Below are 12,486 nucleotides of genomic sequence, written 5' to 3' on the forward strand. Positions count from 1 at the left end.
TCTTTGAGAACTCAACAGCGTGCCGAATAGCCAGTAAATTTATGATCCTCGTCAAGAGGATTCCTTTGAGATTGTTACTGGACAGCTGACGTAATTGTCAGTGTTGTTCGGAGCGATCGAACTCATTCCTTATTGGAGAGTTTGATCCTGGCTCAGGACGAACGCTGGCGGCGTGCTTAACACATGCAAGTCGAGCGGTAAGGCCCTTCGGGGTACACGAGCGGCGAACGGGTGAGTAACACGTGGGCAACCTGCCCCGTACTCTGGGATAAGCCTGGGAAACTAGGTCTAATACCGGATATGACCTCCTTCCGCATGGTGGGGGGTGGAAAGTTCCGGCGGTACGGGATGGGCCCGCGGCCTATCAGCTTGTTGGTGGGGTGATGGCCTACCAAGGCGACGACGGGTAGCCGGCCTGAGAGGGTGACCGGCCACACTGGGACTGAGACACGGCCCAGACTCCTACGGGAGGCAGCAGTGGGGAATATTGCACAATGGGCGCAAGCCTGATGCAGCGACGCCGCGTGAGGGATGACGGCCTTCGGGTTGTAAACCTCTTTCAGCAGGGACGAAGCGCGAGTGACGGTACCTGCAGAAGAAGCACCGGCTAACTACGTGCCAGCAGCCGCGGTAATACGTAGGGTGCGAGCGTTGTCCGGAATTATTGGGCGTAAAGAGCTCGTAGGCGGTTTGTTGCGTCGGCCGTGAAAACTTCACGCTTAACGTGGAGCCTGCGGTCGATACGGGCAGACTTGAGTTCGGCAGGGGAGACTGGAATTCCTGGTGTAGCGGTGAAATGCGCAGATATCAGGAGGAACACCGGTGGCGAAGGCGGGTCTCTGGGCCGATACTGACGCTGAGGAGCGAAAGCGTGGGGAGCGAACAGGATTAGATACCCTGGTAGTCCACGCCGTAAACGGTGGGTGCTAGGTGTGGGGGGCTTCCACGTCCTCCGTGCCGCAGCTAACGCATTAAGCACCCCGCCTGGGGAGTACGGCCGCAAGGCTAAAACTCAAAGGAATTGACGGGGGCCCGCACAAGCGGCGGAGCATGTGGATTAATTCGATGCAACGCGAAGAACCTTACCTGGGCTTGACATGCACCGGAAACCTGCAGAGATGTGGGCCTCTTCGGACTGGTGTACAGGTGGTGCATGGCTGTCGTCAGCTCGTGTCGTGAGATGTTGGGTTAAGTCCCGCAACGAGCGCAACCCTCGTTCCATGTTGCCAGCGCGTTATGGCGGGGACTCATGGGAGACTGCCGGGGTCAACTCGGAGGAAGGTGGGGATGACGTCAAGTCATCATGCCCCTTATGTCCAGGGCTTCACACATGCTACAATGGCCGGTACAGAGGGCTGCTAAGCCGTGAGGTGGAGCGAATCCCAAAAAGCCGGTCTCAGTTCGGATCGGGGTCTGCAACTCGACCCCGTGAAGTCGGAGTCGCTAGTAATCGCAGATCAGCAACGCTGCGGTGAATACGTTCCCGGGCCTTGTACACACCGCCCGTCACGTCACGAAAGTCGGTAACACCCGAAGCCCGTGGCCCAACCCGTAAGGGGGGGAGCGGTCGAAGGTGGGACTGGCGATTGGGACGAAGTCGTAACAAGGTAGCCGTACCGGAAGGTGCGGCTGGATCACCTCCTTTCTAAGGAGCATCTGCACTGCGGACTTGTCCGGAGTGGAGGCCACGCCGGCGGCGAATGATCGTCGGGTGGAGCTCATATTAGTGGATGCTGGCTAATGCAGAACCTCGGGTTGTTGACGGAGTTAGTACTGCTCGCTTGCGAGCGTGGAAGGGTTCGTCGAGGGTTCAAGGCTTCTGTTCGGTACGCTGTTGGGTCCTGAGGGAACACGCTTTGTGTTTCTTTCAGCGAGTAACGACAGGGCGATCCCCGCCCTCGAACCGCCGGGTGTGGCTCGGTAGGCGTGGGCAGTAGCGGGGTTGTGTCTGGTTGTTCTTTGAGAACTGCACAGTGGATGCGAGCATCTTTGTGGCAAGTTATTAAGGGCATACGGTGGATGCCTTGGCACCAGGAGCCGATGAAGGACGTAGGAGACTGCGATAAGTCTTGGGGAGCTGTCAACCGAGCTGAGATCCAAGAATTTCCGAATGGGGAAACCCGGCCTCAGTCATGTGGGGTCACCCGTACCTGAACACATAGGGTGCGTGGAGGGAACGCGGGGAAGTGAAACATCTCAGTACCCGCAGGAAGAGAAAACAACCGTGATTCCGTGAGTAGTGGCGAGCGAAAGCGGAAGAGGCTAAACCGCGTCTGTGTGATACCCGGCAGGGGTTGCATTCGCGGGGTCGTGGGACCTGTCTGATCGTTCTGCCGGACGGTCGAGGAGTTATAAAACACTGTGGTTAGCGGAATGCGTCTGGAAAGCGTGACCGTAGAGGGTGAGAGTCCCGTACGTGAAAACCCGGTGTCTCCTGACGGTGTTCCCAAGTAGCAGCGAGCTCGTGGAATTTGCTGTGAATCTGGCGGGACCACCCGCTAAGCCTGAATACTCCCTGGTGACCGATAGCGGACTAGTACCGTGAGGGAAAGGTGAAAAGTACCCCGGGAGGGGAGTGAAATAGTACCTGAAACCGTGTGCCTACAATCCGTCGGAGCCTTTAGGGGTGACGGCGTGCCTTTTGAAGAATGAGCCTGCGAGTTAGTGCTGCGTGGCGAGGTTAACCCGTGTGGGGTAGCCGTAGCGAAAGCGAGTCCGAATAGGGCGCCAGAGTCGCGTGGTCTAGACCCGAAGCGGGGTGATCTAGCCATGGCCAGGGTGAAGCGTGGGTAAGACCGCGTGGAGGCCCGAACCCACCAGGGTTGAAAACCTGGGGGATGAGCTGTGGTTAGGGGTGAAAGGCCAATCAAACTCCGTGATAGCTGGTTCTCCCCGAAATGCATTTAGGTGCAGCGTCGTGTGTTTCGTGCCGGAGGTAGAGCACTGGATGGTCTAGGGGGCCCACAAGCTTACCGAAATCAACCAAACTCCGAATGCCGGTACGTGAGAGCGCGGCAGTGAGACTGCGGGGGATAAGCTTCGTAGTCGAGAGGGAAACAGCCCAGAACGCCGGCTAAGGCCCCTAAGTGTGTGCTAAGTGGGAAAGGATGTGGGGTCGCCCAGACAACCAGGAGGTTGGCTTAGAAGCAGCCACCCTTTAAAGAGTGCGTAATAGCTCACTGGTCAAGTGGTCCTGCGCCGACAATGTAGCGGGGCTTAAGCACACCGCCGAAGCCGTGTCATTCCAGTTTTGCTGGGATGGGTAGGGGAGCGTCGTTCAGCCGCTGAAGCTGCAGGGGAACCTAGTGGTGGAGGCTGGACGAGTGAGAATGCAGGCATGAGTAGCGAAAGCAGAGTGAGAAACTCTGCCGCCGGATGACCAAGGGTTCCTGGGCCAGGCTAATCCGCCCAGGGTAAGTCGGGACCTAAGGCGAGGCCGACAGGCGTAGTCGATGGACAACGGGTTGATATTCCCGTACCCGTGTGAACGCGCCCATGGCGAGGCTTGCGATGCTAACCGCCCGAAGCTGTCGGATGGGTCTTCGGACCTCCCGGCATGTGGAGCGCGGGACCCGAGCTTGTAGTAGTCAAACGATGGGGTGACGCAGGAGGGTAGCTCCGCCAGTGAGTGGTAGTACTGGTGTAAGCGTGTAGGGAGAGCTGTAGGCAAATCCGCAGCTCACGTATCCTGAGACGTGATGCATAGCCGATTGAGGCGAAGTAGGGTGATCCCATGCTGCCGAGAAAAGCCTCTAGTGAGTGTTCATGCGGCCCGTACCCCAAACCGACACAGGTGGTCAGGTAGAGAATACCGAGGCGATCGGGCGAACTGTGGTTAAGGAACTCGGCAAAATGCCCCCGTAACTTCGGGAGAAGGGGGGCCAAAGGGTTTGAAGCCCCTTGCGGGCTAGGACCAGTTGGCCGCAGAGACCAGCGAGAAGCGACTGTTTACTAAAAACACAGGTCCGTGCGAAGTCGCAAGACGATGTATACGGACTGACGCCTGCCCGGTGCTGGAACGTTAAGGGGACCGGTTAGCTCTTCGGGGCGAAGCTGAGAACTTAAGCGCCAGTAAACGGCGGTGGTAACTATAACCATCCTAAGGTAGCGAAATTCCTTGTCGGGTAAGTTCCGACCTGCACGAATGGCGTAACGACTTCTCGACTGTCTCAACCACAGGCCCGGCGAAATTGCACTACGAGTAAAGATGCTCGTTACGCGCGGCAGGACGGAAAGACCCCGGGACCTTTACTATAGCTTGGTATTGGTGTTCGGTTCGGCTTGTGTAGGATAGGTGGGAGACTGTGAAGCGGCCACGCCAGTGGTTGTGGAGTCGTCGTTGAAATACCACTCTGGTCGTACTGGATGTCTAACCTCGGTCCGTGATCCGGATCAGGGACAGTGCCTGGTGGGTAGTTTAACTGGGGCGGTTGCCTCCCAAAGGGTAACGGAGGCGCTCAAAGGTTCCCTCAGCCTGGTTGGCAATCAGGTGTCGAGTGCAAGTGCACAAGGGGGCTTGACTGTGAGACCGACGGGTCGAGCAGGGACGAAAGTCGGAACTAGTGATCCGGCCATGGCTTGTGGAAGCGTGGTCGCTCAACGGATAAAAGGTACCCCGGGGATAACAGGCTGATCTTGCCCAAGAGTCCATATCGACGGCATGGTTTGGCACCTCGATGTCGGCTCGTCGCATCCTGGGGCTGGAGTAGGTCCCAAGGGTTGGGCTGTTCGCCCATTAAAGCGGTACGCGAGCTGGGTTTAGAACGTCGTGAGACAGTTCGGTCCCTATCCGCCGCGCGCGTAGGATACTTGCGGAAGGCTGTCCCTAGTACGAGAGGACCGGGACGGACGGACCTCTGGTGTGCCAGTTGTCCTGCCAAGGGCATTGCTGGTTGGCTACGTTCGGAAGGGATAACCGCTGAAAGCATCTAAGCGGGAAGCTCGTTCCTAGATGAGGTATCCCACCCTTTGTGGGTTAAGGCCCCCAAGAGACCATTGGGTTGATAGGCCGGAGATGGAAGGTCGGTAACGGCTGGAGTTGACCGGTACTAATAGGCCGAGGACTTGTCATGAAGACGCTACGCATCCACTGTGCGGTTCTGAAAGAACCGAACCGGACCACCGGGTCCACTCGACTGAATGGTTGGGTGTGGTCGGGTGCCTACGGGTTGGTAATTTCATAGTGTTTCGGTGGTCATTGCGGTTGGGGAACACCCGGTCCCATTCCGAACCCGGTAGTTAAGCCTTCCAGCGCCGATGGTACTGCACTCGTGAGGGTGTGGGAGAGTAGGACGCCGCCGAACATTCTTTCCCTCAGGGGCACCCGGTTCGCCGGGTGCCCCTGAGGGCTTTGTGCGTTCATGGCCCTTTGGTGCCGGCGCGGATCGGGACCGCCCGATGGCGGGTGCCCGGGTGGTCGTCCTGCGTTACCGTCGCGCTCGTGGCCGAGGTGACGAAGCACGACGACTTCGCTGAGTTCTGGGCCCTCGCGGGGGACCACTTCACCACTGATCCGGTGGCGCACACCGTCGCGGTGGCGGCGGTGCACCGCAGGCTCAACCACGCCATGCCGGACGACCCGCCCGCGCTGCTGGTGACCGCGTCGGAGGACGGCGACCTGGTGGCGGCGGCCCTGCGCGTGCCGCCGTGGCCGCTGGAGGTCAGCGGTGTGCCGCCGCAGTGGGCCGAGGCCGTGGCCGACGCGCTGGCGGGCGAGGTGGAGCTGCCCGGGGTGACCGGTCCGCGCGAGTCGGCGGAGGCGTTCGTGATGGCGTGGGCGGCCCGCACCGGGTGCGGTGCGCGCGAGGTGATGTCCCTGCGCCTGTACCGGCTCGGCGAGCTGGTGCCGCCGGACGTGCCGGGCACGGCGAGGCCGGCCACCGAGGCCGACGCCGACCTGCTGACCCGGTGGTACCTGGACTTCCGCGCCGAGGCCACCGACCAGGAGGCGGACGACGCCCTGGTCGAGCAGGCGGCGCGGTTCGTGCACCGGCTGCCGGTCAACGGCGGCGCGCACGTGCTGTGGTGCGACGGAGCGGGCACGCCGGTGGCGTGGGCGGCGACGAGCCCGCCGGCGTCGGGCATGTCGCGCATCGGCCCGGTCTACACGGCGCGGGAGCACCGCAGGCGCGGTTACGGCGCGGCGGTGACCGCGGCGTGCGCGACGTGGGCCCGCGAGCACGGCGCCGAGCACGTGGTGCTCTTCACCGACCTGGCGAACCCCACGTCGAACTCGGTGTACCAGCGGATCGGGTTCCGGCCGGTGGGCGACTCGGCGGAGTTCGCGTTCACCCGGGCAGTTCCGGCCAGTGGCTGAGCAGGTCGCCGGGTTGGCAGTCCAGCGCCCGGCAGAGCGCGCTGAGCGTGCTGAACCGGATGGCCCTGGCCCGACCGTTCTTCAGGACCGACAGGTTGACGACCGACACGCCCACGCGTTCGGAGAGCTGGGTCAGCGTCATCCCGCGCTCGGCCAGCAACCGGTCCAGGTGCACCTGGATGGTCACACGGTTCCCTCCAGCTCCTCGCGCATCTCGGCACTCTTCCCCATGATCTTCGCAAGTGCCGGCAGACCCGCGCCGGTGACCACCGCCCACCAGGGCACGTCCCAGTCGAACAGGAACTCCAGCACCTCCCGGTCGGGGTCGACCACCCGGAGGAACAGCCAGGCCGACGAGCAGACCTCCAGCACGCTCGCCACCGGGAGCACGACGAGCAGGAACACCCCGAGGCGGTGCAGGCGCCGGGCCGTGTCACGGGTGTGGACGCCGTCGCGGGCCGCCTTCTCCAGCAGCAGCAAGAGCATCAGGAGCGCGGCGGCGCGGGCGAACGGGGTGGGTGCCTCGGCGAGGAAGCCGAGGACGCGTTCCCACGCGGTCGGCGCGGAGATGCACACCCGTTCCAGCTCGACGGTGCTGACCACCCCGTCGCGCAGTGGGTTGTGACCTCCGTGGGCGCCGGTCATCAGGCTGGTGCGGAAGCACTCCTTGCCGGAGGTGAGCGCGCTCCTCGTCGACGACGTGACCGACCCGCCCGCGGTGAGCAGCGCGGTGAGCACCCACAGGAGCCGGACGAGCCGGGTGAACGGCCCGAGCGGGTCTCGGGCGGTCATACCGTCGCTTCCAGCTCGGTCCGCATCGCCGCGCCGATGTGCGTGATGCGCGCCAGGGACAGCAGGCCGATGCCGGTGAGGACGGCCCACCAGGGGACGTGCCAGTTGCCGAAGAACAGGCCCCAGCCGGCGTCGTAGGTGACGGCCCAGTGCACCAGGGTGCTGCGCGCGATCGACTCGGTCAGGGCCGCGCCGGGCATGGCGAGCACCAGGTAGTGGCCCAGCCCCCGCAGGTCCTCGGCGGTCCCGGCGGTGTGGGCGCCGTGCCGGGCGGCGCGCCCGAGCAGCCGGGACAACAGCAGCAGCCCGCCCAACTGGGCCACCGGCGTGGGCAGATCGGACAGGAAGCCGAGCGCGTGGTGCCAGGGTGTCGGGTCCTCGACGCACAGCCGCACCCGGCTGACGTCGTCGAGGACCGTCCCGGGTGCCAGTCCGGCGCTCTCGGCCCCGTACGGCCAGGACGGCGCGGTGAAGCACACCGGTTTGAGGATCAGCTCGACCAGCCGCGTGAACGCCACCGCGCCCAGGCCGAACAGGCCCAGGCCCAGCGCCGCGGTCACGACGCCGGTCAGCGGCTCCAACGGGTTCTTCGACATGACGCCCCCCGCGCATATCGTTTTTCGTTGTTATCGATAAACGATACCGTCCACGACCTCCCGCGTAATCGGCCGATTGCGCACGTGCGAGGAGAACACCAGCGACGTGGTGGTGTCGCCGTACCGCTGGGCCTGCTCGACGAACCCCTCCAGCTCGACCATCGACCGGCAGACCACGCGCAGCAGCCAGCAGTCGTCCCCGGTCACGTGGTCCGCGTCGCGCACCTGGGCCATGGTCACCACGCGCTCGCGGAACCGCGGCGTGTCCAGGCTGCGCACGCGCACCCGCACGATGGCCTCGATCGGCAGCCCGAGCCGCTGCGGGTCGACCACCGCCGCGTACCCGGTGACGACCCCCGCCTGCTCCAGCCGCCGCACGCGCTCGGTGGTCGCGGGCGCCGACAGCGAGACCCGCTTGGCCAGCTCGGTGAACGTCATCCGCCCGTCCCGCTGGAGCAGGTCCAGCAGCTTCCAATCCACGTCGTCGAGTTCCACCGTGGAATCGTAGGCACGACCCCGTGCGCGCCTTGGTTTCCCCATGGGATGACCGCGCTGGTCAAGCGACGATCTACCCATGACGAACACGCTCCGCTTCCCCGCCGCCGACCCCGCCGACGCCGCCGCGTTCTTCGCCGCCGAGCTGGCCTTCGAGGCCGACCCGGACGACGTGGTGCGCGACCTGGAGGCCGGGGACACCGCGGGCTTCCGGCTCGTGGAGACGCGCAGCCGCGAGGCGTTCGACCGCGCGCACATCCCCGGCGCGCTCAACCTGCCGCACTGGGAGGTCGACGAGGCGACCACCGCCGGCTGGGACCGCGACCTGGTCTACGTCTGCTACTGCGAGAGCTCGGTGTGCAACGCGGCCACCAAGGGCGCGCTGGCGCTGAGCCGGCTCGGGTTCCGGGTGAAGCGGCTGGCCGGCGGCATCACCACCTGGCGGGCCGCGGGCTACCCGGTGGAGGGCACGGGTCTGCCCGGGGCGTCCTGCGCCTGCTGATCTACCCTCGGTCGGGTGACGCGTCTGCTGGTGCTGCAACCCGACCACGACGACCCGCCGGCCCGCCTCGGCGACTGGTTGACCGCCGCCGGGGCGGTGCTGGACGTGGTCCGGCCCTTCGAGCAGCCGGTGCCCGACGACCTCGACGGCTACGACGGCGTGGTGTGCCTGGGCGGGGGGATGGGCGCGTTGGACGACGCCGGGCACCCGTGGCTGGCCGACGTGCGGCGGCTGCTGTCGCACGCGGTGTCGCGGCGGGTGCCGCTGCTGGCGGTCTGCCTGGGCGCGCAGCTGCTCGCCGCGGCCACCGGCGGCCAGGTGCGGCCGGCGCGGCAGGGGCCCGAGGTGGGCGTGATGCTGGTGGCCAAGCGGGACGCGGCCGGGGACGACCCGCTGTTCGCGGACCTGCCGTGGACGCCCGACGTGCTCCAGTTCCACACCGACGAGGTGTCGCTGCTGCCGCCGACCGCGGTGCTGCTCGCGTCCTCGCCGAGGTGCGCGAACCAGGCGTTCCGGGTGGGCGACCGGGCCTACGGCGTGCAGTTCCACGTCGAGACCACGCCCGAGGTCGTGCTCAAGTGGGCCGAGGGGTACCCGGGCACCGCGGCCGGCGCGCGTCCCGGGTGGCTCGACCCCGACCGGCTGGCCGCCGCGCACGAGGACATCCGCGAGGTGTGGCAGCCGTTCGCGGAGCGGTTCGTGCGCCTGGCCGCCGGTGGGCTGACGACGTCGAGGAACCTGCCGCTGGTGTGACCGGGGCGTTGCGCGGTGTCCGCTTGATCGTGTCCGGCCGCCGGTTTCGCGGGCCCCCGTGAGGGCTACGGTGTTCGACGATGACCGATCCAGCCCGCACCCCGACGTCCCCCGCGCGGTTCGGCCTGACCGAGGCGCGCAGCAACGAGCACCTGCGTGACGCGGGGTGGTGGGAGGGGCGCGGCCCCACCGCGGGCGCCGAGCCCGTCCTGGTCGCGCTGTCCCGCAGCCCCGACCCGGACCTGGCGCTGCGCGGCGTGGACCGGCTGCGCGACGCGCTCGGCGACCGGTGGCCCGAGCTGGACGGCGCCCTGCGCGACGGCGCGGTGCTGCGCGGGCGACTGCTGGCCGTGCTGGGCTCGTCGACCGCGCTGGCGGACTTCCTGGTGGCCAACCCGGACCGCTGGGCCGACCTCGCCGACCCCGAGCCGGTGGACCCGGCGGCGTTCACGCCCGCGCTGGTGGGCGCGGTCGAGGGGCTGACCGGCGCGGAGGCGGTGCGGGCGCTGCGGTCGGCCTACCGGGCCCTGCTGTGCCGGGTCGCGGCCGAGGACCTGGCCCACGTGGTCGAGCCGGAGCAGCCCTACGTCACCTACGACGACGTGGCCGGGTTGCTGTCGGACCTGGCGGAGGCGGCGTTGCGGGCCGCGCTGGACGTCGCCGGGCGGCAGGTGGCGCGTGCCGACGAGTGCACGCTGGCGGTGATCGCCATGGGCAAGTGCGGTGCGCGGGAGCTGAACTACGTCAGCGACGTGGACGTGGTGTTCGTCGGCGAGGGCGACCTGGCCGTGGCCACGCGGCTGGCCAGCACGCTGATGCAGGTCGCGGGCCAGGCGTGCTTCGAGGTCGACGCGGCCCTGCGGCCGGAGGGCAAGGCGGGCGCGCTGGTGCGCACCCTGGACGGCCACGCGTCCTACTACCGGCGGTGGGCGCGGACGTGGGAGTTCCAGGCGCTGCTCAAGGCCAGGCCGGTGGCGGGCGACGCGGAGCTGGGGCGGCGCTACCTGGAGGTGGTTCGCCCGATGGTGTGGACGGCCGCCGAGCGCGAGGACTTCGTGGCCGACGTGCAGGCCATGCGCCGCCGCGTCGAGGACCACGTGCCGGCCGGGCTGACCGACCGCGAGCTGAAGCTGGGCCGCGGCGGGCTGCGGGACGTGGAGTTCGCGGTGCAGCTGCTCCAGCTCGTGCACGGGCGCGGCGACGAGGAGCTGCGCATCACCTCCACCACGCAGGCGCTGGCGGTGCTGGGGCGGGGCGGGTACGTGGGCCGGGCGGACGCCGCGGACTTCGGCCGCGCCTACCGGTTCCTGCGCACCCTGGAGCACCGGTTGCAGCTCCAGCGGCTGCTGCGCACCCACCTGTTCCCGGCCGACGACGACACGAACGGGTTGCGCTGGCTGGCGCGGGCGGCCGGGTTGCAGGCCGAGGGCGGGCTGTCGGAGGGGCAGGTGCTGCTCGCCGAGTTCCGCAAGCGCGCCAACCAGGTGCGCAGGCTGCACGAGAAGCTGTTCTATCGGCCGCTGCTGCAGGCGGTGGCGAACGTGCCGACGGAGGCGCTGCGGTTGACCACGTCGCAGGCGGCGGAGCGGCTGGCCGCGCTGGGGTACGCGGCGCCGGACGGGGGGCTCAAGCACATCGAGGCGCTGACCAGGGGCGTGTCCCGGCGGGCGCGCATCCAGACCGCGCTGCTGCCGGTGCTGCTGGACCTGTTCGCGGCCAGCCCCGACCCCGACGGCGGCCTGCTGGCGTACCGGAGGGTGTCCGAGGCGCTGGCCGAGACGCCCTGGTACCTGCGGCTGCTGCGCGACGAGGGCACGGTCGTGGACCGGCTGGCGGCGCTGCTGGGCACCTCGAAGCTGGTGCCGGACCTGCTGGTGCGGGCCCCGGAGGTGCTGCGGCTGCTGGCCGACACCGACGCGCTGGTCGGGGTGGACCCGATGACCATCGGCAACCCGCTGCGCGCCACCGTGTCCCGCTACCGCGACCTGGACCGCGCGGTCACCGCCGCCCGGTCGCTGCGCCGCCAGGAGCTGCTGCGCGTGGCCTGCGCCGACCTGCTCGGGCTGGTGCCGCTGCGCACGGTGTGCGTGTCGCTGTCCGAGGTGTGGGTGGCGGTGCTGCAGGCCGCGCTGGACGCCGTGGTGCGCTCGGCGGGCACGCCGGTCGCCTCGATCGCGGTGATCGGGATGGGGCGGCTGGGCGGCCGCGAGCTGGGGTACGGCTCGGACGCTGACGTGGTGTTCGTGTGCGAGCCGGTCGCCGGGGCGAGCGACGCCGAGGCGGCGCGCTACGCGTCCACCGTGGTGGAGCGGGTGCGCAGGATGCTCAGCGCGCCCAGCCAGGACCCGCCGCTCCAGGTGGACGCCGACCTGCGGCCGGAGGGCCGGCAGGGGCCGCTGGTGCGCACGCTGGAGTCCTACCGGGCGTACTACGCGCAGTGGTCCGAGCTGTGGGAGGCGCAGGCGCTGCTGCGGGCGCGGTTCATCGCGGGCGACGCCGGGCTGGGCGCGCGGTTCGTGGAGATGGTCGAGCCGATCCGGTACCCCGGGCGCGGCCTGGACCTGGCCGCGGTGCGGGAGATCCGGCGCATCAAGGCGCGGGTCGAGGCGGAGCGGCTGCCGCGCGGCGCGGACCCGTCCACGCACACCAAGCTGGGGCGCGGCGGGCTCGCGGACGTGGAGTGGACCGTGCAGCTGCTCCAGCTCCAGCACGCCCACGAGGTGCCCGGCCTGCGCACGCCGTCGACCGTGCGCGGGCTGCGCGCGGCCACCGAGGCGGGGCTGGTGTCGCCGGACGACGCCGCGGCGCTGCGGGAGGCGTGGACGACGGCCACCAGGGCGCGCAACGCGGTGGTGCTGGTGCGCGGCAAGGCCGCCGACCAGCTGCCCACCGCCGGGCGCGACCTGGCCGCGGTGGCGGGCGCGATGGGGCACGAGGACCCGGGCGGGTTCCTCGACGCCTACCGGCGGACCACCCGGCGGGCGCGGGCCGTGGTCGAGCGCGTCTTCTACGGTTCCTGAAGACTGGGGTCC

8 protein-coding genes and 3 rRNA genes are annotated in these 12,486 nt (G+C 67.6%); 7 read left to right on the forward strand and 4 right to left on the reverse strand.

Annotated features, from left to right (window positions below; all coding sequences use genetic code 11):
• Positions 1-129 precede the first annotated feature (129 nt).
• The 4 genes from EKG83_RS04790 (at position 130) to EKG83_RS04805 (ending at position 6,316) form a co-directional block, all read left to right on the forward strand.
• Positions 130-1,645: ribosomal RNA gene (locus EKG83_RS04790) — 16S ribosomal RNA — on the forward strand.
• 347 nt (positions 1,646-1,992) lie between these two features.
• Positions 1,993-5,072 (forward strand): 23S ribosomal RNA (locus EKG83_RS04795).
• Between the two features lie 114 nt (positions 5,073-5,186).
• Positions 5,187-5,303: ribosomal RNA gene (gene rrf, locus EKG83_RS04800) — 5S ribosomal RNA — on the forward strand.
• Together the 16S, 23S and 5S rRNA genes form the textbook arrangement of a ribosomal RNA operon.
• A gap of 137 nt (positions 5,304-5,440) precedes the next feature.
• On the forward strand, positions 5,441-6,316 hold the full coding sequence (locus EKG83_RS04805) for a GNAT family N-acetyltransferase (protein WP_051765370.1): 876 nt from the start codon (positions 5,441-5,443) through the stop codon (positions 6,314-6,316).
• Here the strand turns inward: EKG83_RS04805 and EKG83_RS04810 are convergent.
• From EKG83_RS04810 to EKG83_RS04825, 4 genes are read right to left on the reverse strand one after another with little or no spacing between them, the layout of a single operon-like run.
• Positions 6,288-6,503 (reverse strand): helix-turn-helix domain-containing protein, encoded by a 216-nt coding sequence (locus EKG83_RS04810; RefSeq protein ID WP_033430112.1) that lies wholly within the window; start codon positions 6,501-6,503, stop codon positions 6,288-6,290. The two genes, EKG83_RS04805 and EKG83_RS04810, sit on opposite strands and share 29 nt — an antisense overlap.
• Positions 6,500-7,108, reverse strand: coding sequence for a hypothetical protein (locus EKG83_RS04815; RefSeq protein WP_033430111.1), 609 nt, complete (start codon positions 7,106-7,108; stop codon positions 6,500-6,502). The genes EKG83_RS04810 and EKG83_RS04815 overlap by 4 nt, the downstream gene beginning before the upstream one ends.
• Positions 7,105-7,704, reverse strand: a complete 600-nt coding sequence (locus EKG83_RS04820; RefSeq protein ID WP_051765368.1) for a hypothetical protein — start codon at positions 7,702-7,704, stop codon at positions 7,105-7,107. The genes EKG83_RS04815 and EKG83_RS04820 overlap by 4 nt, the downstream gene beginning before the upstream one ends.
• A 30-nt stretch (positions 7,705-7,734) precedes the next feature.
• The gene (locus EKG83_RS04825; protein ID WP_033430110.1) at positions 7,735-8,199 is read right to left on the reverse strand and encodes an Lrp/AsnC family transcriptional regulator; all 465 of its coding nucleotides are present in this window, start codon (positions 8,197-8,199) and stop codon (positions 7,735-7,737) included.
• Between the two features lie 79 nt (positions 8,200-8,278).
• On the opposite strand from EKG83_RS04825, the gene EKG83_RS04830 reads away from it, so the two are divergent.
• From EKG83_RS04830 to EKG83_RS04840, 3 genes are all read left to right on the forward strand, one after another.
• On the forward strand, positions 8,279-8,701 hold the full coding sequence (locus tag EKG83_RS04830) for a rhodanese-like domain-containing protein (protein WP_033430109.1): 423 nt from the start codon (positions 8,279-8,281) through the stop codon (positions 8,699-8,701).
• 15 nt (positions 8,702-8,716) lie between these two features.
• Complete coding sequence (locus EKG83_RS04835) at positions 8,717-9,454, forward strand: type 1 glutamine amidotransferase (protein WP_033430108.1); 738 nt, start codon at positions 8,717-8,719, stop codon at positions 9,452-9,454.
• Positions 9,455-9,534: 80 nt separating this feature from the next.
• The gene (locus tag EKG83_RS04840) at positions 9,535-12,474 is read left to right on the forward strand and encodes a bifunctional [glutamine synthetase] adenylyltransferase/[glutamine synthetase]-adenylyl-L-tyrosine phosphorylase (RefSeq protein WP_033430107.1); all 2,940 of its coding nucleotides are present in this window, start codon (positions 9,535-9,537) and stop codon (positions 12,472-12,474) included.
• The last annotated feature ends 12 nt before the right edge of the window (positions 12,475-12,486 follow it).

It is taken from the genome of Saccharothrix syringae, assembly GCF_009498035.1.
GTDB lineage: Bacteria > Actinomycetota > Actinomycetes > Mycobacteriales > Pseudonocardiaceae > Actinosynnema > Actinosynnema syringae.

Bases quoted from the DNA above. Each gene is read 5' to 3' on its own strand.
- EKG83_RS04815 (WP_033430111.1), bottom strand. From the start codon at position 7,108: ATGACCGCCCGAGACCCGCTCGGGCCGTTCACCCGGCTCGTCCGGCTC.
- EKG83_RS04820 (WP_051765368.1), bottom strand. From the start codon at position 7,704: ATGTCGAAGAACCCGTTGGAGCCGCTGACCGGCGTCGTGACCGCGGCG.
- EKG83_RS04830 (WP_033430109.1), top strand. From the start codon at position 8,279: ATGACGAACACGCTCCGCTTCCCCGCCGCCGACCCCGCCGACGCCGCC.
- EKG83_RS04840 (WP_033430107.1), top strand. From the start codon at position 9,535: ATGACCGATCCAGCCCGCACCCCGACGTCCCCCGCGCGGTTCGGCCTG.